21 protein-coding genes and 1 tRNA gene are annotated in these 21,697 nt (G+C 61.6%); 10 read left to right on the top strand and 12 right to left on the bottom strand.

The window, feature by feature from the left end; genetic code table 11:
* Positions 1-135: 135 nt before the first annotated feature.
* The 5 genes from J7557_RS04200 to J7557_RS04180 all read left to right on the top strand — a co-directional run bounded on the left by J7557_RS04200 (position 136) and on the right by J7557_RS04180 (position 5,358).
* Entirely contained in the window at positions 136-1,494 is a 1,359-nt protein-coding gene (locus tag J7557_RS04200) for a substrate-binding protein (RefSeq protein WP_035087427.1), read from the top strand.
* 145 nt (positions 1,495-1,639) lie between these two features.
* Complete coding sequence (locus J7557_RS04195; RefSeq protein ID WP_291417603.1) at positions 1,640-2,671, top strand: branched-chain amino acid ABC transporter permease; 1,032 nt, start codon at positions 1,640-1,642, stop codon at positions 2,669-2,671.
* Between the two features lies 1 nt (position 2,672).
* Positions 2,673-3,815: a branched-chain amino acid ABC transporter permease gene (locus J7557_RS04190; protein WP_291417601.1), complete on the top strand. Its 1,143-nt coding sequence runs from the start codon at positions 2,673-2,675 to the stop codon at positions 3,813-3,815.
* An 11-nt stretch (positions 3,816-3,826) separates the two neighbouring features.
* On the top strand, positions 3,827-4,591 hold the full coding sequence (locus J7557_RS04185) for an ABC transporter ATP-binding protein (protein ID WP_291417599.1): 765 nt from the start codon (positions 3,827-3,829) through the stop codon (positions 4,589-4,591).
* 14 nt (positions 4,592-4,605) lie between these two features.
* Entirely contained in the window at positions 4,606-5,358 is a 753-nt protein-coding gene (locus J7557_RS04180; RefSeq protein WP_291418295.1) for an ABC transporter ATP-binding protein, read from the top strand.
* Positions 5,359-5,540: 182 nt separating this feature from the next.
* Here the strand turns inward: J7557_RS04180 and J7557_RS04175 are convergent, their stop codons facing one another.
* From J7557_RS04175 to J7557_RS04135, 9 genes are all read right to left on the bottom strand, one after another.
* A complete protein-coding gene (locus J7557_RS04175; protein WP_291417597.1) occupies positions 5,541-6,326 on the bottom strand; it encodes a LamB/YcsF family protein in 786 nt (261 codons plus the stop codon).
* Positions 6,323-7,342, bottom strand: coding sequence for a biotin-dependent carboxyltransferase family protein (locus J7557_RS04170; RefSeq protein ID WP_291417595.1), 1,020 nt, complete (start codon positions 7,340-7,342; stop codon positions 6,323-6,325). Before J7557_RS04170 ends, J7557_RS04175 begins: the two co-directional genes overlap by 4 nt.
* Positions 7,343-7,999 (bottom strand): allophanate hydrolase subunit 1, encoded by a 657-nt coding sequence (locus tag J7557_RS04165; RefSeq protein WP_291417593.1) that lies wholly within the window; start codon positions 7,997-7,999, stop codon positions 7,343-7,345.
* Positions 8,000-8,157: 158 nt separating this feature from the next.
* Positions 8,158-8,334 (bottom strand): hypothetical protein, encoded by a 177-nt coding sequence (locus J7557_RS04160; protein WP_156385712.1) that lies wholly within the window; start codon positions 8,332-8,334, stop codon positions 8,158-8,160.
* Positions 8,335-8,555: 221 nt separating this feature from the next.
* Positions 8,556-8,792, bottom strand: a complete 237-nt coding sequence (locus J7557_RS04155) for a hypothetical protein (RefSeq protein WP_291417589.1) — start codon at positions 8,790-8,792, stop codon at positions 8,556-8,558.
* Positions 8,789-9,583: a hypothetical protein gene (locus J7557_RS04150; RefSeq protein WP_291417587.1), complete on the bottom strand. Its 795-nt coding sequence runs from the start codon at positions 9,581-9,583 to the stop codon at positions 8,789-8,791. Before J7557_RS04150 ends, J7557_RS04155 begins: the two co-directional genes overlap by 4 nt.
* A gap of 27 nt (positions 9,584-9,610) precedes the next feature.
* Positions 9,611-9,700 (bottom strand) — tRNA-Ser (locus J7557_RS04145).
* A gap of 62 nt (positions 9,701-9,762) precedes the next feature.
* The gene (locus tag J7557_RS04140; protein WP_291417585.1) at positions 9,763-10,734 is read right to left on the bottom strand and encodes a quinone oxidoreductase; all 972 of its coding nucleotides are present in this window, start codon (positions 10,732-10,734) and stop codon (positions 9,763-9,765) included.
* Entirely contained in the window at positions 10,731-11,630 is a 900-nt protein-coding gene (locus J7557_RS04135; RefSeq protein WP_367272872.1) for a TerC family protein, read from the bottom strand. The genes J7557_RS04140 and J7557_RS04135 overlap by 4 nt, the downstream gene beginning before the upstream one ends.
* Before the next feature lie 240 nt (positions 11,631-11,870).
* On the opposite strand from J7557_RS04135, the gene J7557_RS04130 reads away from it, so the two are divergent.
* Genes J7557_RS04130 through J7557_RS04120 form a run of 3 tightly spaced genes read left to right on the top strand, consistent with a single transcriptional unit; the run spans position 11,871 to position 13,956 of the window.
* A complete protein-coding gene (locus J7557_RS04130) occupies positions 11,871-12,323 on the top strand; it encodes a YeeE/YedE family protein (protein WP_291417584.1) in 453 nt (150 codons plus the stop codon).
* The gene (locus tag J7557_RS04125) at positions 12,323-12,793 is read left to right on the top strand and encodes a DUF6691 family protein (RefSeq protein ID WP_291417582.1); all 471 of its coding nucleotides are present in this window, start codon (positions 12,323-12,325) and stop codon (positions 12,791-12,793) included. The genes J7557_RS04130 and J7557_RS04125 overlap by 1 nt, the downstream gene beginning before the upstream one ends.
* Positions 12,790-13,956, top strand: coding sequence for an FAD-dependent monooxygenase (locus tag J7557_RS04120; protein WP_291417580.1), 1,167 nt, complete (start codon positions 12,790-12,792; stop codon positions 13,954-13,956). Before J7557_RS04125 ends, J7557_RS04120 begins: the two co-directional genes overlap by 4 nt.
* Positions 13,957-14,179: 223 nt before the next feature.
* Here the strand turns inward: J7557_RS04120 and J7557_RS04115 are convergent, their stop codons facing one another.
* The 3 genes from J7557_RS04115 to J7557_RS04105 form a co-directional block, all read right to left on the bottom strand.
* Complete coding sequence (locus J7557_RS04115) at positions 14,180-14,905, bottom strand: invasion associated locus B family protein (protein ID WP_291417578.1); 726 nt, start codon at positions 14,903-14,905, stop codon at positions 14,180-14,182.
* Between the two features lie 144 nt (positions 14,906-15,049).
* A complete protein-coding gene (mfd, locus tag J7557_RS04110) occupies positions 15,050-18,535 on the bottom strand; it encodes a transcription-repair coupling factor (RefSeq protein WP_291417576.1) in 3,486 nt (1,161 codons plus the stop codon).
* Positions 18,532-18,810: a succinate dehydrogenase assembly factor 2 gene (locus J7557_RS04105; protein WP_291417574.1), complete on the bottom strand. Its 279-nt coding sequence runs from the start codon at positions 18,808-18,810 to the stop codon at positions 18,532-18,534. The genes mfd and J7557_RS04105 overlap by 4 nt, the downstream gene beginning before the upstream one ends.
* 163 nt (positions 18,811-18,973) lie before the next feature.
* Between J7557_RS04105 and J7557_RS04100 the strand changes: the two genes are divergently transcribed.
* Both J7557_RS04100 and recG read left to right on the top strand, forming a co-directional pair.
* A complete protein-coding gene (locus tag J7557_RS04100) occupies positions 18,974-19,486 on the top strand; it encodes a ClbS/DfsB family four-helix bundle protein (RefSeq protein WP_291417572.1) in 513 nt (170 codons plus the stop codon).
* A 61-nt stretch (positions 19,487-19,547) separates the two neighbouring features.
* Complete coding sequence (gene recG, locus J7557_RS04095; RefSeq protein ID WP_291417570.1) at positions 19,548-21,656, top strand: ATP-dependent DNA helicase RecG; 2,109 nt, start codon at positions 19,548-19,550, stop codon at positions 21,654-21,656.
* Positions 21,657-21,697 lie beyond the last annotated feature (41 nt).

Below are 21,697 nucleotides of genomic sequence, written 5' to 3'. Positions count from 1 at the left end.
CCGATATAGAACAACAATTGACAGAATTATCGTTGAATTACAATGGGATATTGCCGTCGTTTTCAAATCCGGCAAATATTGGGCAGCGTTGAGGCTCCGGCAATGTACCGGCTGCCCTCGCATAGGAGGAGATCAATGACTATTTTGAAGCGTGGCTTGTCGCGCCGCCGTGTCCTGCAGACCGGCATGGCCGGCATCATCGGTTCGGGCGTCGCCCCTCTCGTTTTCACCAAGGGCGCCTGGGCCCAGGAATTCTGCAACAATCCCACCGGCGACACGGTCGTCTTCGGCCTCAACCTGCCTCTCACCGGCACCTATGCCGAAGAAGGCGCTGACGAACAGAAGGCCTATGAACTGGCCATCGCCCACCTCAATGGTGAAGGCGACGGCGGGCTGCTGAATGTGCTCCAGCCTTCCGCCCTCAAGGGCAACGGCATCCTGGGCAAGAAGGTCACCTATGTGTCCTCCGACAGCCAGACCAAGTCCGACGTGGCCCGCGCCGGCGCCACCCGCATGATCGAGCGCGATGGCGCGATCATGATCACCGGCGGCTCGTCCTCGGGCGAAGCTATTGCCGTGCAGGGTCTCTGCCAGGAAATGGGCGTCATCTTCATGGCGGGCCTCACCCATTCCAACGACACCACCGGCAAGGACAAGCGCCGCTACGGCTTCCGCCACTTCTTCAACGCCTATCAGTCCGGCATCGGCCTCGCCCCGGTTCTGGGTCAGTCCTACGGCAATGATCGCCAAGCCTACCACCTGACCGCCGACTACACCTGGGGCTGGACCCAGGAAGAATCGATCAAGGCGGCAACCGAAGCCCTGGGCTGGAAGACAACCGCGGCCGTGCGCACCCCGCTCGGCGCCACCGACTATTCGCAGTACCTGACGCCGATCCTCAATTCCGGCGCCGACGTGCTGATCCTCAACCACTACGGCCTCGACATGGTGAACTCGCTCACCCAAGCAGTGCAGTTCGGCATGCGCGACCGCCAGGCCAACGGCAAGGACTTCCAGATCGTCACCCCGCTCATCTCCGAGCTGATGGCCAAGGGTGCCGGCGAAAGCGTCAAGGGCATTTTCGGTACGTCCAATTGGCACTGGAACCTGCAGGACCCCGGCTCTATCGCCTTCACCAAGTCCTTCGGCGCCGCCTATGGCTCCCCGCCGTCGCAGGCCGCCCACACCGCCTATGTCCAGGCCCTGCTCTACGCAGACGCCGTGGAACGCGCCGGCACCTTCTATCCGCCCGAAGTCATCAAGGCGTTGGAAGGCCACGAATTCGACGGCATGGGCAATGGCAAGACGCTTTACCGCGCCGAAGACCACCAGTGCATCAAGTCGGTTCTCGTGGTGCAGGGCAATGAAAGCCCGACCAGCGAATTTGACGTCTTGAACGTGGTGCAGGAAATCGACCGCGACACCGTGGCTTACGATCCCGCCATCTTCGGTGGTGACCTCGGCCCGGCAGAGCCGGTTCCGATGTGCGCGTAAAACTGTAGTCGAGCTCCCAACCATCGTCATTGCCGGGCTTGTCCCGGCAATCCATGGGATGCCGCCGCGCCCATGGACCGCCGGGACAAGCCGGCGGTGACGCTCCAGGGAGATTTCGTGCCTTTCGGTCGACCCGGAGCATCCGATGTTCGAAGTCATCTTTCTGCAATTTCTCAATGGGCTCGACAAAGGCGCCGCCTATGCGCTGATCGCCCTTGGCCTCACTTTGGTGTTCGGCACGCTGGGCGTCGTCAATTTCGCCCATGGCGCGCTGTTCATGCTGGGCGCTTTCTGCGCCGTCACCGTGCGCATGTTCCTCACCATGGAAACGGTCACCATAGACCCCGAAAAGCTCTCCCCCTGGGGCGCGCCGCTCGAAGTGCGCGAGCCGCTGGTGCAGGCCTGGCTTGGTGATTTCGGCGCAGTGCTGGTCAATTACTCCGTGCCGCTCTCGATCCTTATCACCATTCCGATCATGCTCCTTGTCGGCATCGGGCTCGAACGCGGCATCATCAAGCACTTTTACAAGCGCACTCACGCCGAACAGATTCTGGTCACCTTCGGCCTCGCCATCGTGGCCCAGGAAGTCATCAAGTCCGTCTTCGGACCCAACCCAATTCCCCAGCCCATGCCGACCGATCTGCGCGGCGCCGCCGATATTGGCGCGTGGCTCGGCATGCAGGCCAATGTCATCACCTACCCGGTCTGGCGCCTGATCTATTTCCTCTTTGCCGGCGTGGTCATCGGTGGCGTCTTCGCCTTCCTGCAGTTCACCACCTTCGGCATGGTTGTGCGCGCCGGCATGGCCGATCGCGAAACCGTCGGGCTGCTCGGCATCAATATCGATCGCCGCTTCACCATCATGTTCGGCCTCGCCGCCGTCGTCGCCGGCATGGCGGGCGTCATGTACACGCCCCTCCTCCCGCCCAACTACCACCTCGGCATGGATTTCCTGGTCCTTTCCTTCGTGGTTGTGGTTGTCGGCGGCATGGGCTCACTGCCCGGCGCCGTCGCCGCAGGCTTCCTCCTCGGCATTTTGCAGTCCTTCGCCTCGATGAACCAGGTGAAAGCGATCTTCCCCGGCATCGACCAGATCATCATCTATCTCGTCGCCGTCATCATTCTTCTGGTTCGTCCCCGTGGCCTCATGGGCCGGCGCGGCGTGATGGAGGCCTGACATGACCACTTTCATGTCCCGCAACGATCTCTTCCTGTTCCTGGGCTTCACCATCGTGGTGCTCGCCATGCCGATTTGGCTGGCGCCCTTTGGCGCCGGCTATCCGGACCTGCTGCAGCGCTTCATGATTTTCGGCATCTTCGCCGTGGGCTTCAACATTCTCTTCGGCCTCACCGGCTATCTCAGCTTCGGCCACGCCGCCTTCTTCGGCGTCGGCTCTTATGCTGCCGTCTGGTCCTTCAAGCTGCTAACGCTCGATGCCATCCCGGCCATGATTTTTGCCGTGCTGATCTCCGGCCTCTTCGCCCTCATCATCGGCTTCCTCTGCCTCCGCCGCTCGGGCATCTATTTCTCGATCCTCACGCTCGCCTTCGCGCAGATGAGCTACAATCTCGCCTATTCGGTGCTGACGCCCATCACCAATGGCGAAACCGGCCTCCAGCTGACGCTCGCAGATCCGCGCGTGCTCGATGCAGCAGTGGGTCAGACCTTCGTCGGTCAGCCAGTGCCGACCCTTCTCGGCCAGCAGCTCGGCGGCTATGCCGGCTTCTACTTCTGCGCCGGCTTCCTGATCCTGGCTTTCTTCATCGCTCAGCGCATCGCCGGTTCGCCGTTCGGCATGATGCTGAAAGCCATCAAATCCAACCAGACGCGCATGCAGTTTACCGGCTTCAATACCCGTCCCTATGCGCTTTCCGCCTTCGTCATCTCGGGCATGTATGCCGGCCTTGCAGGTGCCCTTCTTGCCGTCACAGATCCGCTGGCTGGCGCGGAGCGCATGCAGTGGACCGCCTCGGGCGAAGTCGTGCTCATGACCATTCTGGGCGGCGTCGGCACGCTAGTCGGTCCGGTCATCGGTGCCTGGATCATCAAGTATTTTGAAAACATCCTCTCCGCGCTCAACGACAACATTCTCGCCCGCTTCTGGAGTTTTCTTCCGGAGGGCGTCGCCGATGTCGTGGTCAAGATCACCAGCAAGTTCGTGGGCGATGGCTGGCACCTCACCTTGGGCCTCGCCTTCGTCATCGTGGTGATCTTCCTGCCCGGCGGCATCATGGAAGGCGTTCGGCGCATTGCCGCTGCCTTCCGTCGCTCCGGCTCCTCCAGCGCGAAGCCCAGCGCCCGCACGCAACCTGCAGAGTAGGACGAAAGAAAATGGAAAAATCCAACGTCGTCCTGCACGTAGCAGACGTCCACAAGCGCTTCGGTGGCCTTCACGCCCTTGCCGACATCGACCTGCAAGTCGAAGAGGGCAAGACCCACGCCATCATCGGGCCCAACGGCGCCGGCAAATCGACCCTGCTCAACGTCATCATCGGCAAGCTGGCGCCGACAAGCGGCCAGGTCGTCTTCGACGGCACTGTCCTTACCGGCAGAAAGCCCTACCAGATCAACCAGCTCGGCATTGCGCGCGTGTTCCAGACGCCGGAAATCTTTGCGGACCTCTCGGTCCTGCATAATGTCATGATCCCTGCCCTCGCCAAGCGCGACGGCATGTTCACGCTCAACATGCTGCGCTCGCTCGACAGCGAAACCGGCATTCGGGCCGAAGCTGAGCACATGCTTGAAGACGTGGGCATGACCAACCGCCGCGAAATGCTGGCCGGCAGCCTCAGCCGTGGCGACAAGCGGCGCATGGAATTGGCCATGTGCCTCATCCAGCACCCGCGCCTGCTGTTGCTCGACGAGCCCACGGCCGGCATGAGCCGCCATGACACCAACACCACCATCGAACTGCTCAAGAAGATCAAGAGCCGCGGCATGACCAAGGTGATCATCGAGCACGACATGCACGTCGTCTTCTCGCTGGCCGATAAGATTTCCGTGCTCGCCCAGGGCCGCATCATCGCCGATGGCTCGCCTGACGAGGTTCGCGGCAATCCCAAGGTCCAAGAGGCCTATCTCGGAGGAGCCCATTGATGAGTTCCATCGCCATGACAACAGAAACCACCGTCAGTCACGCCGTCGAAATCGAAACCACCCGCCCCTTCTTCTCGGTGCGCGATATGCACGCCTATTACGGCGAGAGCTATATCGTGCAAGGTGTGTCGCTCGATATCCGCAAGGGCGAGATCCTCGCTTTGCTCGGCCGCAATGGCGCGGGCAAAACGTCCACCCTGCGCACCATCGCCCGCACCGACAATCCGCAGATGCGCCAGGGCGAAATCTGGCTCGATGGCCTGCCCGTGCACCAGATGAAAAGCTTTGAGGCCGCCCGTTCCGGCATCCAGCTCGTGCCGGAAGACCGCCGCATCATCCAAGGCCTGACCGTCGAGGAAAACATCACCCTCGCCAAGGTCGCCCCCGGCAATGGCTGGAGCCTCGAACAGATCTACGAAAGCTTTCCGCGTCTTGCCGAGCGGCGCACCCAGGAAGGCGTCACCCTCTCCGGCGGCGAACAGCAGATGCTAGCCATCGCCCGCGCCCTGGCTCGGGACCTGAAACTGCTGCTGCTCGACGAGCCCTATGAAGGCTTGGCGCCAGTCATTGTCCAGGAAATCGAACGCATCCTGCACTCGATCAAGCCGCTGGGGATCACCACCATCATCGTTGAGCAGAATGCCGTTGCAGCCCTGAAGCTCGCCGACCGCGCCGTTATCCTCGATACGGGCGAAGTCGTGTTTGCCGGCACCGCCAAGGAGGTGCTCGATAACACGGAGCTCAGGCACGAATACCTGGCGATCTAAAAGAAGAGTGCTGCGCCTATTCCAAACTCGATTGTCACCCCGGCGCAGGCCGGGGCCCATCCTCGGATCTCAAGATGGATCCCGGCCTGCGCCGGGATGACAGCCGGTGAGGGCGCATAGACATGGGCATCAGGCCCCAGAGCTACCCTGGGTTTCTCAAACCCAAAGGCATGTCGCCGATTTCAACCTCTCCCCCCTTGGGAGACCCAGGGTAAGTCTTCTTCTGGCGGATCAGCCTTGATGGTGATCCCCTCACCCTCAAGCGCATCGCGCACGTCCCGCGCCAGGTCGACCGCACCGGGCGTATCACCGTGGAGGCATATTGAGCGCGCGCCCGATTTCAGCACCGTCCCGTCTATGGCCACGATCTCGCCCTTCTGCGCCAGCCGCAGACAGCGTTCGATCACGGCATCCGTCTCGTGAATGACCGCGCCCTCCTGCGTCCGCGGCACCAATAACCCCTCTGCCGTATAGGCACGGTCGGCATAAGCTTCCCGGATCAGCGGCACGCCGACGGCCTTGGCCGCGCGCACCTGCTCGGAATTGTCGAGTGCCAGCACCGCCATTTTCTCGTCCATGGCCTGCACGGCCGCGAAAACCGCAACCGCCAAGGCCAGCTCTTCCGCTGTCTGGTTGGCCAGCGCCCCATGCAGCTTCACATAGGACAGCGGCACATCGACTTCGCTGGCGATATGGCGGATCAGAAACATCTGGTTGCGCACCTGCCCGATAAGCTGGTCCAGCGGCATCACCAGCCGAAACCGGCCAAAACGCGGCTTGTCGGCATAGCCCGGATGCGCGCCGGCCCGAATCCCCCGCGCCTTGCACAGTTTTAGGATATGCCGGATCGTCTGCGCATCGCCCGCATGGCCGCCGCAAGCAATCGACGCGCTCGATACAATTCCCAGCAGATCATCATCCGTGCCCATGCCTTCGCCGAGATCGGCGTTGAGATCTATGCTGGTCATGCAATTCCGCTCCGCAACAAAGCCTGGGCATGATCAAGGCCAACCGGCGCGAACACAAGCTCCGCATTGGGCCGGAGCTGGAAAAAGCGATCGAGATCGGCCGAAATGATCGTACCGATCCGCGGGTAACCGCCTGTCGGCTGATGATCGCGCCCCAGCACGATGGGCGTGCCATCGCCAAGAATCTGGATGTCGCCGACCACGACCGGGTCCGACACCAGCGACAATATCCGTGCCTCGGCAAAGACCGCGGCCTCATCGCGCAGCCGTACGCCCATGCGGTCCATCATCGAGGAAATGCGAAACGCGCTGGTTACGAATTTTTCCCGTAACTCGGTGCCAAAGACCTCGGCATGCAGGCCCCAAACGAAGCGGATCGGCCCACCGCTCACCGTCTTTGGTGCCGCGTCATTCCCCAATCTCACCCCAAAAACCGAGCTGCCCTCGGGCTTGACCCGAGGGCCATCATTCCCGCCCTCTATGGCTGCGGCTCCCGCATCGGCCCTCGGGTCAAGCCCGAGGGCAGCTCGGCGATTGGTGATATGCTGGGTTACTCCCAACATGTCGCCCGCTCTGAGCGCGCGGCCATCCAGCCCGCCGATCCGCGCTCGCATACTGGTCGCCCGGCTGCCCATCACCAAGGGCACGTCAATCTCGCCGCCAAAGCGCAGATAGCCGTAATTGCCACCAGTGCCCGCCGAAATGGTCAGCCGGTCACCCGCTGCCAACAGGACCGAGCTCGGCCAGCTCTGCGTCCGCCCATTGACCGAAACTTCGAAGGTTCCGCCATCCCAGCCCATCACGGCTTCGCCTTCGGCGACAAGGAGATCGAGCCCGAGCATCGAAAACTCGATGCCCGCCGCCCCTCCGCTCCCCGCGAGCACTCCCGCCCGCTTGAAAGCGCCGGCATCCATCGGGCCCGACGCGCTGATGCCATGGGCGAGATAGCCAAACCGCCCCGCATCCTGAATGCTGACGAGTGGCCCCGCCCGTTCGATGACCAGAGTTGCTGCCACTCAGGCCACCTCGAAGCTGACGCTATCGCCCGCCCGCAGCCGCGTCGGCGGCTCGGCAGCCGGATCGAAATTGGAAAAATCGGTGTGCCCGATCACGTGCCAGCCTGTCGGAATATCCGTGGCGGCAATCGCCGTCTGCCCGGCGGCAAAGAGCACGCTCCCGGCCGGCACCAGAGCGCGCACCTTGTCCCGCCGCGGCAGGACCAGCGCGTCGGGATGAAATCCGCAATAAACAAAACCCGGTGCAAAGCCGGTCGCCAAAACCCGCAGCGGCACAGCATTGTGCTGCGCCATGAATTTTTCCGCAGAAATCTTCAGCAAGCCTGCGACCTCCTCAAGGTCCGGCCCCGCCTCGCCGCCAAAACGCACGCCGATCCCATGAGCGGCGCCGGCCCGCTCCTCCAGCGCGTCATGCAGCCGTAGCCGGATTTCGCCTTCAATATCCTGATGTCGTGAAATCAGTGGATCGTACCGCAGTAGCACCGAAACAAGGCTCGGCACGACTTCGATTATTCCTGCGATCTCTTCGCTTTCCAGCGTCGCCGCAAAGCCGATGGCCCGACGATTGGCATTTTCATCGAGCCTGCTGCCGAAACGTACGAGAATGGCGCTGTCGCCCAGCGCCTGCACCATGGGCCGTTCCGGCAGGATTTGCATTTGCCCCACTCTTCACGTCCCTCGCGAAAGATTGCCCTGGCGAAGCCAAGTCCTCGCGGACCCAAATAGCTTCGTCAAGGCAGATTGCGGGTTCGGCGTTCAGGGCCGTATGGCAGGCACCACCTCAGCAGTGCTCACGGGTGAAAGTGGAAAAAGCTCTAATTGGGATCGCGCCCCTCCTGTTCAACCACCGCATCAAACAATTCGCGCACATTGGCAGCACCAATGGTCTCGATTGCCACGGCCGCGATGGCCGCAAACAATTCCGCGATTTCCTGAGGATCGGTGATTTCGGCGTCGTCTTCGTCGGCGTCTGCGTTGATGAGAGTAAACACGATGCGCGCCTCCAATAGAGCGTTTTCGGAAAAGAGTGGACACCACTCTTCAGGATCGAAAACGCGATCCAAGAAACCAGAGGCCATTCAGCGCTTCAGAGAAACGATGAACGTCTCCAGTGAGCCTACACATGGAGTGTGAGCCGATTCCTATTACGGAATAAATAACGGAATGTTCCGCTACGGGGCATTCGCTCGGTTGCCATGAAGGTCAGCCTCGCTTACTCTTCTCCCGCCTCAAGCTTGTCGAGATAGGTCTCGATATCGTCGAGCGACGCAGAAAATGGTTTGGGCACATCACCATAGACGATTTTGAAGGTTTCATCGTGCCGCAGGGCATGGCCGCCGGGCTGTCCCAAAACCTTCAGCTTTTCCGCCGTGAGAATCGTCAAGCCATAGCGCCCTGCAATGCGCTTCATGCGCCGCATGCGCGATGCGTCAAATTCCTTGCGGCTCATGCATCGTCTCCAGAATTAAGCCCTAAGTCCAACCGGTCTTCACTCGATATCGGATTTCTTTTGGCTTCGGCCGACATTTGCCTGCACCAATCGTAAAATTTCATATGACCGAGCCGTACTTCGAGCCGCTCAAGCCAAGTCAGCCGACTGTAGAAAACATATCGCACGGGGCCGATGGTAAGGGTGGAATGAAAAGCGTTTGGTCCACCTGTTTCACCGTCACTGTAGACTACGAGTCCACCATGCGCAGCATACGGACCGTATGATCCTGAGTGGACGTATTTTTTATACTTCGGATCCAAATCTACAGAGAGGTAAACGCAATTCTGGTTGTTTTTACCGATGGCAAAATTGCACATATGCAGCAGGCGAGGCCCATCAAGATCTGCGATGTGGCAGCACAATATTTTCGCGAAGTATCGAAACAGGTCAACATATCCAGGTGTGCCTTCTAAAAACGCTTCGTCCATAAAGGCAAACTCTGGCGGGGCGCCTTCAGCACATAATTGAGTGGCATTTGAATTAAATTTATCAAACGCGCGATCAGCGCCCTGAGTTCGACTACTGTTGCAGTCGGCACATAATTTTGAATTGAAGTGAAATGCTTTTGATTTTGTTCCCTGAGCGTATCGCATAGGGCCATGCTCAACGTTGCCGATGTACAGCGGCCGATTTCCAAACTCTTTTTTTAGAGCGCTCGCCTTTACTTTGTGTTCACCTGTCAAGACAACGGCATTGGCCCCGCAAAGACAGCAGGAGCCCCGCACATTGCTTTCGACAGAAACTCCCACAACGATCCTCGATCAGGGGAAGAAAACTGGCGGGTAGGGAGGGATTCGAACCCCCGGAAGGCTTTCACCTTCGCCGGTTTTCAAGACCGGAGCAATCAACCACTCTGCCACCTACCCGTGGCCTGCCGTTTAGCCGTGCCGCGCCGCCCTGTCCAGAGGGCGAGCACGACTTCCTTGGCTCAGGGAAGAAGGACCACCGAGCCAGTCGTCTCGCGCCCTTCCAGCGCCCGATGCGCCTTCTCTGCCTCTTCGAGCTTGAAGCGGCCGCCGATCTCCACCTTGATCGCACCGGAACGGATCGCGCCAAACAGCGCCTCGGCGCCCTCGAGCAGATCTTCGCGCCTGGTAAAATAATGCGCGCCGGTCGGCCGCGTCACATAGAGCGAGCCTTTTCGCGACAGCACCGTCAAATCGGGAATCGAAACCACGCCGGAAGCATTGCCAAAGCTGGCAAGAAGCCCGCGCGGACGCAGGCAATCGAGGGAGCCTTCAAACGTCGCCTTGCCCACGCCGTCATAGACGACATCGACACCCCTGCCCCCGGTGATTTCCCGCACCCGCGCCGGAAAGTCCTCGGCCCTATAGTCGATCACATGATCGCAACCATGCGCCTTGGCCAGCGCCACCTTTTCCGGTCCGCCGGCCGTGCCGATCACCGTGGCACCCAGCGCCTTCGCCCATTGCGTCGCAATGAGCCCGGTGCCGCCCGCCGCAGCGTGCCAGAGAATGGTCTGGCCGGGCTCGACCGCCCAGGTCTTGAACAGCAGGTAGTAGGCCGTCAGTCCCTTGAGTACGACGGCGGCCGCCGTTTCGTCGTCCACGCCATCGGGGATGGGAATCAGCTTTTCGACAACGGCCAGGCGTTCGGCGGCATATGCGCCGACCTGTCCCTGATAGCAGACCCGGTCGCCGACCTTGATCGCCGTCACATCCGGGCCAATAGCCCTGACGACGCCCGCGCCCTCATTGCCGCCCACAAAAGGCAGGTTTTGTGGGTAAAGCCCCGAGCGCTGATAGGTATCGATGAAATTGAGCCCGATCGCCTTCTGCTCGATAAGAACCTGCCCCGGGCCCGGTGCATTGACCGGCCAATCCTCGACCGACAGTACTTCCGGGCCGCCGGTCTGGTTGATGGCGATAACGCGGGTCACTTCGGCGTCCTCGGCTTGCGCGGCGCCGATTTCGGCCGCGCCTGCGCGCTCCGCACCGCAGGGCTCTTTGCCCTCGGCTTGCCGGTGACGGCGGCGACGCCCGCATTGGCGGAGACCGAGCCCGTATCGCCGGTAAAGGGCGTCATCGCATGCTTGACCGCAGTTCCGCCGGCAGCGCGCAGCTTGCGCTGCTTAGCGAAAATATTGACCGCCTCCACCAGCACCGAGAAGGCCATGGCCGAGTAGATATAGCCCTTTGGAATGTGGAACCCGAGCCCATCGGCCACCAGTGTCACCCCGATCAGCAGCAGGAAGGCGAGCGCCAGCATCTTTGTCGTCGGATGATCCGCCACGAATTTGGCGATGGGGCCCGAGGCAAAGAACATCACAGCCACGGCAACCAGCACCGCGGCAATCATCACCGCAACCTGATCGGCTGGTATCATGCCCACGGCGGTGATGATCGAGTCGATCGAGAAGACCATGTCGATGACGACGATCTGCACCAGAATGGCCTGCAAGCTGGCCTTGGCCGCTTCCTTGAGGCCAACCTCGTGCGGCTCTTCGATCGCGGCATGCATTTCGTGCGTCGCCTTGTAGATCAGGAAGGCGCCACCGGCGATGAGAATGATGTCCTTCCACGAGAAGGGATGATCGAAGGCGGTAAACACCGGCTCCTTGAGCTGCACGATCACGCTGATCAGCAGCAGGAGGATGATACGGAACACCAGCGCCAGCCCGATACCGAGCTTTCTCGCAAATTCGGCCTGCTCGCGTGGCAGGCGCGACACCAGGACCGAAATGAACACGATATTATCGATGCCCAGCACGATCTCCATGATCGTCAGGGTAAGGAAGGCGACCCAGACGTTGGGATCGTAAAGAAGCTCAAGCATGGTGGGCTCCGTAAAAGGGATTCTCGGTTGCGCGCGAGTCTATTGTCTTTGGCGCGATTGTGGAGGCCTTCTGACAGCAAAGACAAGGCCCCCGCGCTCTGCCATTTCAGCTTTGTCGTCCCTGTGGCAGCTTTTTCTTCCCCTGCGGCAAGGCGTGAAATGGTTCTGCCGGCCCGAGGCTGGTATGCCGTGAATGGCCAGTGCTAGGGTCTGGTTCCGTTTTCCTGCCGGAGTTCCTTCATGGAATCCTTTACGCCCCTTACCGCCGCGCTCGGCGGCAGCCTGATCGGCCTTGCGGCTGCCGTGCTCTGGCTCGGCAATGGCCGGATTGCCGGCATCTCCGGCATTTTCGGTCAGCTCCTGCCGCCCGCCCAGACAGTGGTCTGGCGCCTGGTCTTTCTAGCCGCGCTGGTGCTAGGCGCCTGGGGCACATCGCGACTCTTCCCGGCGGTGGGTGTCGGCGGTGTCGAACCAGCCGCGCTCGTGCCTCCGCCTGCCACCTGGGGCGTGCCGCCTCCGGTCTGGCTGATCGTCGCGGGCCTTCTCATCGGTTTTGGCACCAAGATTGGCAATGGCTGCACTTCGGGCCACGGCGTTTGCGGCCTCGCCCGCCTGTCGTTGCGTTCGCTGGTCGCCGTCCTCGTCTTCTTTGGCGTCGCCATCATCACCGTAACCGTGACGGGGATCGTGTGATGGCCGTTCTTCGCCCGCCCTATCTCGCCACTGCCGCCCTCAGCGGTCTGCTTTTCGGCGCCGGCCTCTATGTTTCGCAGATGGTCGATCCGCTAAAAGTCCTGCGTTTTCTCGATTTCACCGCCATTCCGTCCGGCGGCTGGGACCCGAGTCTGGCCTTCGTCATCGTTCCGGCCATTCTCGTCATGTTCATTGCCGTGCGCATCGGTCGCGGCCGCTCGGCGCCCTTGTTCGACAAGGAATTCCACGAGCCCGAATATAAGCGCATCGATACCCGCCTTGTCGGCGGCGCCGCGCTTTTCGGCATTGGCTGGGGCATGTCCGGCATTTGCCCCGGCCCGGCCATTGCGCTCATCGCCTTCCCGCCAGACGGGGTCTGGCTTTTCCTTGCCGCGCTGGTCGTTGGCTCTTATGCCGGGAGTCTTATAGTCCCCAGCGGCCATGCCAAACGTCTTGTGGATGCCAAATGACTAAGAAGAACGCCGACATCATCGTCGTAGGCGGAGGCCTTGCCGGCCTTGCCGCTGCCGTGAGTCTCGCCCGCGCGGGCTACGACACGCTACATCTCGCCCCCACGGCCCCGCCCGACCGCCGCACTTCGGCCCTGATGATGCCCAGCGTCGAGTTTCTGGTTTCCTCCGGCCTGATCGACAGCCCGGAAAGCGTAGGCCATAAGCTGACCGCCATCCGCATCATCGACGCGACACCCCGCCTCATCCGTGCCCCCGAAACTCTGTTCGATGCCAAGGAAGCAGGCCTTGACGCTTTCGGCTGGAATTTTGCCAACGCCACGCTCCTCGAGCGTTTTCAGGTCGCCGCGCCCGCTACGGGTCTCGCCACCCGCAATACCGCCGTTACCGCTTATCGCCGTGAAGACGGTCTCGGCATACTCACCCTGATCGACGGCAGCACGGTTGCCGCCCCCCTTATCGTGGGTGCCGACGGCAAAAAGTCTCTGATCCGCACGGAAGCCGGACTAACTGCGCACGAGCATAAGTTCAACGAATCCGCGCTGGTCTGCGACCTCGAACTCGGCCGCTCCATTGGCGGCACTTCTATTGAGTTCCACTACCCGCACGGCCCCTTCACCCTCGTGCCGGCCGGCGGCACCAAAGCCAACCTCGTCTGGATCGACGAAGAATCCGTGCTTCGCGAGACACAGGCCGGCGGTCCCGAAGCCCTGCTCGCCGCCTTCCGCACCCGCTCGCAAAACCTTTTCGGCAGCATAAAACTGGCGTCGCCCAGCTTTATCTTCCCGCTGAGTGTCCTCAGCGTTCCCGAGGCTGGCCGCGACGGCACCGTGCTGGTCGGCGAATCCGCTCACGCCTTCCCGCCTATCGGCGCCCAAGGCCTCAATCTCGGTCTGCGCGACGTCGCCGACCTCGTCGCTGTTCTCGCGCAAACCGACCGCACCGTGGCCGATTGGGCTATCCATGCCAGCAAAGCCTATGCGGAGCGCCGAGCCAGCGACCTCGCCCGCACCGGCATCGTGGTCGACACGCTCTTCCGCTCGCTCCTTGGCGAAATGCTCCCCACCCAAGCCCTCCGCGCCGGCGGCCTCTGGGCCCTGAAACTCATGCCCTCGCTGCGCCGCCAGGCCTTTTCCATCGGTATGGGGGAAAGGTCGGCCTAGGTTGACGTCAAGATAGGTGATCCATCAGCAGACCTCATCCTGAGGTGCGAAGCGTAGCGTAGCCTCGAAGGACGAGGGCGTGGCACGAAACCTCCACTCGCCCGCCCTCCGTGGTTTCGAGGCTTTGCTTCGCGAAGCACCTCACCATGAGGACTACTGAGCTAAAAACAAAAAAAGGGCGCGGCCTCGGCCGCGCCCTTCTTATTTCATGTCGGCAAAAAACTTACTGCGCGGCCGGAGCAGGGGCATCCGCGGCCGGAGCGTCAGCCGCCGGGGCGCCGGTCTGCTCGGTAAGTTGCTTGCGGAGCTGTTCGGCGCGATCCTGCAGAACCTGCTCGAGGGCGTTTTCGCCCGAGGTCTCCTGCTGGAACTGTTCGAAGGTCATGGCCGTGTCGCTGTCATAGGCAGCGGTGAAGCCGGCCAGGTTGATCTCGATGGTGAGATCCTGGTTCTGGCGGTTCTTGGCGGTCAGGGTCAGCTTGTTGCCGCCCTTGAGCGAGTTCACATACTGCTCGTTGATCACGAGCTGGGTGGCGCACGAGGTCGGGTCGCAGATCATGTAGGGCACGCGAACCGGCTTGGCGCCGTCGATCTGCCAGGTCAGGCCGAAGGGCAGCAGAACCCCAAGCGGCACGGCGGCAACGGCGAGCAGGCGCGATTCCTGGCCCGGATCGTCACGCAACAGGAACGAGCCGAGGAACTGGCCATTGGCCAGAACCACCTGGCGCATGATGCAGGCCTTCTGCCCATCGGGCAGCGGATCACAAACCTTGAGCCAGTTCTGTGCGGGATTGTTGGCGGCCGGCGCGGCAGTAGCGCCGGTCGCCGGAGCTTCGGCAGCGGGCGCCTCCGGAGCCGGGGCAGCTGCATCTTGAGCAAAAGCCGAGAGCGGCGACAGCAGCAGGGCAGCCGCAGTCAAACCAGCAACGAGGGGTTTCCTGAATTTCATAGAGTGTCCTTGCCTTCCTTGGCGGTCTCGGCGGCACTCCGCCACCTAGAAACTTACCTGCCCTTCAAGGGCGCAATTCGGGCAATAACATGACCGGGCGCCCTTGCCAAAATATAATGAGGCCTGAGCGCAACATGGAGTCGCCTAGGCTGCATTTTCCGCCAATTTTGCCAGTTTTGATAGGATCGCAGCCGTGCCTTTGAGCCTCTGTTCAGGCGTAGGCCAGCTGCGAGCGAACACGAGTTTCTGATCGGGCTTGATGCGAACCTGGTTGGCCGGGTCGCTCACGAGCTTCACCAGACCCACCGGATTGGGGAATTCGTTGTTCCGCAGCGTCAGCACCGCGCCCTTGGGGCCCGCATCGACCTTTTCGACATTGGCCTGCCGGCACAATGACTTGACGAGGATCACCTTCAGCAGCGCCTCGACTTCCTCGGGCAGCGGTCCGAATCGATCGATCAATTCCGCGCCCGCCGCGTCGATGTCCCTGATATCGGTCAGGTCGCCGAGCTTGCGGTAAAGCTGCATGCGCAGCGTCAGGTCGGGCACATAGTGTTCGGGGATCATCACCGGCATGCCCAGCGAAATCGACGGGCTCCACTCGTTGCGATCCTCGTATTCTTCCTCCCCGCTCCGCAGCGCCGCCACGGCCTCTTCCAGCATGGCCTGGTAGAGTTCGTAGCCCACCTCGCGGATATGGCCTGATTGCTCGTCGCCAAGCAGGTTCCCTGCCCCGCGAATATCGAGATCGTGGCTCGCGAGCTGGAAACCGGCGCCGAGACTTTCGAGCGATTGCAACACACCCAGGCGGCGCTCCGCCGTGTCGGTCAATTTTTTGTCAGCCGGCACCGTGAACAGCGCATAGGCGCGCTGCTTGCCGCGACCAACGCGGCCGCGGATCTGATAAAGCTGCGCCAGACCGAAATTGTCGGCCCGATGCACGATCAGCGTATTGGCGTTCGGAATATCGAGACCCGATTCCACGATCGTCGTCGCCAGCAACACGTCGAACTTGCCGTCGTAGAAAGCGTTCATGATGTCGTCGAGTTCGCCCGGCGGCATCTGGCCATTGGCCACGACGTAGGAAACCTCCGGCACCTGCTGGCGCAGGAATTCCGCAATATCCGGCTGATCCTTGATCTTGGGCACGACATAAAAACTCTGCCCGCCACGATACTTTTCCCGCAGCAATGCTTCGCGGATCGACAGTGGATCGAAGGGCGAAATGAAGGTGCGGATAGCGAGACGATCGACCGGCGGCGTCGCCAGCAGGCTGAGATCGCGCACCCCGGTGAGCGCCAATTGCAGCGTGCGCGGAATCGGCGTCGCCGTCAGCGTCAGCACATGCACATTGGCCTTGAGCTCCTTGAGGCGCTCCTTGTGGCCCACGCCAAAGTGCTGCTCTTCGTCAATGATCAGCAGGCCCAAATCCTTGAACTTGATGGACTTGCTGAGCAGCGCATGCGTGCCGACCACGATATCCACCTGCCCATCGGCAAGTCCTTCCTTGGTCGCCTTGAGCTCGCCGGCGCTCACCATGCGCGAAGCATGGCGCACCCGCACCGGCAGGCCCTGGAAGCGCTCGGAGAAAGTCTTGAAATGCTGGCGGGCGAGCAGCGTCGTCGGCACCACCACGGCCACCTGCTTGCCTGACAGCGCCACGCCAAAGGCCGCACGCAACGCGACTTCGGTCTTGCCAAAGCCCACGTCGCCGCAAACCAGCCGGTCCATGACCTTGCCCGAGGTGATGTCGTCAAACACCGCCTCGATGGCCGTGAGCTGGTCTTCCGTTTCCTCATAGGGGAAGCGCGCGGCGAATTCATCATAGGCACCGGCATTGATATCGATGACATCGGCCTTGACCAGCAAACGCTGTGCCGCAAGCTTGATAAGCTGCTCCGCCATCTCGCGGATACGCTTCTTGAGCTTGCCTTTTTTGGCCTGCCAGGCAACGCCGCCAAGCTTGTCGAGCGTGACCGAGGAATCGTCCGATCCGTAACGGGTCAGCAACTCGATGTTTTCCACCGGAAGGTAAAGTTTGGTGTCGCCGGCATATTGCAGCTCGACGCATTCATGCGGCGCGCCACCGGCCTCGATCACTTTCAGGCCCACGAACCGGCCGATACCATGATCGACGTGAACCACGAGATCGCCGGCCGAGAGCGAAGCCGCCTCGGTCAGCGCATCCGAAGCCTTCTTCTTGCGCTGCGGCCGCAGAATGCGCTCGCCCAAAATATCCTGCTCGGAGAGAACCAGCAGGTCTTTGGTCTCAAAGCCGGTTTCGAGCGGCAGCACCACCAGCGAGGTGGTAGCGGCGCTGGTCGTCTCGGCATCGCGCCAATTCTCGGCCATGCGCGGATTGGTGAGGCCATGGTCCTTGAGAACCTGGACCATACGGTCGCGCGTCCCGGTGCTCCAGCAGGCAACGATGACCCGCCGCCCTTCACGGCGCTCGGCCAAGAGTCGATCGACGACCGCCTGGAACAGATTGACGTCAGACGCCAATCGCTCGGCGGCAAAGCTCGGCGCGATATGCCCGCCCCAATCGTCGCCCTTCTTGGCTTGAGGCGAAAGGAACTGCGAAAGCTGGATCACCGAAGCGCCGGCCAGTGCCTGCGGCGGCACATCGATATCGTACAGCAGTTCCGGCTTGATCGGCTTGTAGGGCGCCCCTGCCCCGGCCACCGGCGGCTGCAAGCGCGCAGTTTCGCGCGCTTCGTAATAGTCGGCGATTTGCTCGGCACGCTCGGCAAAAGCCTCTGCAGCCTGGTCGTCGAACACAAATGGCGCATCGCCGACATAGTCGGCCAACCGGTCCATGTGGTCGTAGAAAAAAGGCAGCCAGTGCTCGGTGCCCGAATAGCGCGAGCCTCCGCTCACCGAGGCATAAAGCGTGTCGTCGACCGTGTTGCCGCCAAAAGTCGCGGTGTAATTCTGGCGGAAGCGTCGAATGGTCTCTTCGTTGAGCACCACTTCGCTCATCGGCGTCAGCGCGATCCGCTTCAGCGTACCCGTCGTGCGCTGGCTGTCCGGATCGAAGGTGCGAATCGATTCAAGCTGACTGCCAAAGAAGTCGAAGCGCAGCGGCGCGTCCGCACTTGCCGGATAAAGATCCACCAAGCCGCCACGCACGGCATATTCGCCGCTCTCGCGCACCGTCGGCACGCGCAGATAGCCATTATTCGACGCCCAGGCGATCAGCTTCTCGCTATCCACCACCCGCCCGATCGCCGCCGAAAACGACATGGTTTCAACCACATCGCGCGGCGGCAATTTCTGGATCAGCGCATTGACCGCGGTCAGCACGATCGCGCCCTTTGCCCCGCTGGTCAGCGCCGCCAGCGTGTTCATGCGTGCCGCAATGGTTACGTTATTGGGCGAGACACGGTCATAGGGCAGACAGTCCCAAGCCGGCAGCGTCAGGATCGTGTGTCCGGGCAACATCGCGCCAAGCACCTCGGCCATGCGCTGCATGCGTCGCCCGTCGCGCGCAACGAAAACCAGGCTCGCCGCATCATCGGGCGCATCCTTCAGACGCTGCTCGATCAGCCGCGCCAGCGCCATGGGCTGCATGCCATCAGGCACATTGGAAATCGTCCGGATGGCCGGCAGCCCAGTCATTTCATTCATTTTTCGATCCGAGCCTGATGGTCGGCCACCACGAGGTCGAGAAACGCCCGATCGATATGAGCCGGCGGTTCTTCCTGCCGCATAACCCATTTGAGCAGCGGCGGATCTTCCTCATTCATCAATGCTTCCAGCCGGTCGAGCTCGTCCGTGCCATACCCCTCGATATTGGCATCGCAGAATGGCCCGAGCACGAGGTCCATTTCCTTGGTCCCCCGGTGCCAGGCGCGATAGCGCAACCGCTTGCGGCGAATAGCAATGTCCTCACCGGCCGTCATTTCGACATCCATGATTCAGAAGTTTGTTCTCGATTTGGACACTCTCTTACGCGCCTTGAAAGGGATTGTCAGCCCTTTGCGCACAATGGCGAAGCAACTTGATCTCGATCATGCAGCAACCATGAATTCTGCCCTAGAAGCACTGAAGAGTAAGGAGCAAACCATGGCCGTTCCCCAAAACAAGACCGAGCTTCTGGCCGCCATCGACAAGACCTACGCCAAACTGGCCGCCGACCTCGCCGCGATTCCGGTCGAGCGAACCGCCGAAAAGACGCTCGAAGGTCATGCCAAGGGTACCATGATGAGCGTGCACGACCTTGCGGCCTATCTCCTCGGCTGGAACCTACTCGTCATCAAATGGTATCGCGGGCGCAAGGCCGGCGAAGAGGTCGATTTCCCTGAAACCGGCTACAAATGGACCGAACTCGGCCGTCTCGCACAAAAATTCTACGCCGACCATGCCGCCCTTCCTTTCCCCGATCTGCTCGCCGAACTCGACCGCGCCAAATCCGACATCGTCGCGATCATTGAGGCGGAGGACGACACCAGCCTCTACGGTCGCCCATGGTACGAAAAATGGACCTTGGGACGCATGATCCAGTTCAATACGTCCTCGCCCTACGCCAATGCACGCACGCGTCTGGTGAAATGGCGCAAAGCCCGGGCGTCCAGCTAGGGTTCTGCCCTGTTCCTGTCCTGTTCTTTTGTGCCACTCTCGCGCGCAGGAGAATCAGTCAGTGTCGCGTCCCGAAACCCTCCAGCCCCTGTTCCGCTCGCTTCACGCCATCAAAGGCGTGGGCGACAAGCTCGCGGCCCTGCTCACGCGCTTTTTCGGCGCGCCCGACGGCCAGGAGGCCATCGTCCTCGACATTCTGATGCACATGCCCTCCGGCACGGTCGACCGCCGCCGCCAAGTCGGCATTGCCGAAGCCTATCTCAATCAGATCGTCACGCTAAAACTCCACATCGACCGCCACCAGCCCCCGCCGCGCGGTCGCGAGCACATTCCCCATCGCGTTTACACACACGATGAATCTGGAGACATGCAGCTTGTCTTTTTCCGAGCCCAAGGTGGTTGGGTCGAGAAGGCTTTGCCGGTAGGGGAAGAGCGCTACGTTTCGGGTCAGGTTGGTTTCTTCAACGGCGAAAAGCAGATCACCCATCCCGACTACATCGTCGAGCCGGACAAATTCGCCACCCTGCCCCTGGTCGAGCCCGTCTATCCGCTCACCAACGGCCTCAGCTCCAAGGCATTGGCAAAGCTCGTCCGCCAGGCCGTCGACGCTGTCCCCGCGCTCCCAGAATGGATCGATCCGGTGACAATTTCCCAGCGCAAGTGGCCGACCTTTACGGACGCCATGCACAGCGTTCACCTCCCCGAAAACCCGGGCGAAGCCGAACTTTGGGCCCCTGCCCGCCAGCGCCTCGCCTATGACGAATATCTTGCCGGCCAGATCACCCTGCAATTGCTCCGTTCGTCGATGATTTCCGAGCGCGGCATTGCCCGCACGTTCAACGGTAGCGTGACCTCCAAGGTCGCCAGTGTGCTGCCGTTCAAGCTCACCGATGGACAAAATCAGGCGCTCGAGGAAATCCGTGCCGACCTCGCCGCGCCAGAGCGCATGTCTCGCCTTTTGCAGGGTGACGTGGGCTCCGGCAAAACCGTCGTCGCTTTGATGGCGATGGCCGCCATGGCCGAGTCCGGCGCCCAATCCGCCCTGATGGCGCCCACAGAACTCCTCGCCTCGCAGCACTATAAAACCATCAAGCCCATTTGCGACGCCGCCGGCCTCGGTTGCGCCCTCCTCACCGGCAAAATGCCTGCCGCCGAACGCCGCGCCATCCTCGCCGGCCTCGCCGATGGCACCACTACCATCGCCGTTGGCACCCACGCCCTCTTTCAGTCCGGCATTGAATTCAACAATTTGGGCCTGACGGTCGTCGACGAACAGCACCGCTTCGGCGTTCACCAGCGCCTCGCGCTCTCGGAAAAAGGTCGCCACACCGACCTCCTGGTCATGACCGCCACGCCGATCCCGCGCACGCTGGTGCTCACGCACTTCGGCGACATGGCCGTCAGCGTCCTCAAGGAAAAGCCCCGAGGCCGCCAACCCATTGATACCGCGGTTCTTTCCATTGGCGATTACGACCGCGTCATCGCCCGCCTGCAGGCAAAACTGCACGAAGGCGCCCAGGCCTATTGGGTCTGCCCGCTAGTGGAAGAAAGCGAAACGCTGGAAGTCGTCTCAGCCGAAGACCGCTTCGCCGAACTCCAAAAAATCTTCGGCCTCGAAGTCGCCCTCGTCCACGGCCGCATGTCTGCCGCCGCCAAGCAGGACGTCATGGCGCGCTTCAAGGCCAATGAAATCAAGCTTCTGGTCGCCACCACCGTCATCGAAGTCGGCGTCGACGTTCCCAACGCCACCATTATGATCATCGAGCATGCCGAACGTTTTGGGCTCGCCCAGCTCCACCAGCTCCGCGGCCGCGTCGGTCGCGGCTCCCAACGCTCAGCCTGCCTGCTGCTCTACAAGGACCCGCTCAGCGAAACCGCGAGGGCCCGCCTCGACACAATAAAATCCACCGAGGACGGCTTCGAGATCGCCGAACGCGACCTCGAGCTCCGCGGCCAAGGCGACATTCTCGGCACGCGCCAATCCGGCATGCCCGGCTACCGCCTCGCGGTTCCGGACGTGCACCGGCACCTGCTCGAATTCGCCCACGACGACGCAAAAGCGCTTATGCAGCGTAACCCCGGATTGACGGGAGATGAAGGCGAAGCCGCCCGTACGTTGTTGTATTTGTTCAGAAAAGACTTGGCTATTCCGCTGATCCGGGCGGGGTAGGCATACGCAACGTCGTATCCACCCCCACGATGTCATTCCCG

Origin of the sequence: Devosia sp. (assembly GCF_017744655.1) — a bacterium.
GTDB lineage: Bacteria > Pseudomonadota > Alphaproteobacteria > Rhizobiales > Devosiaceae > Devosia.
This window is presented reverse-complemented; position numbering and strand designations above follow the sequence as displayed.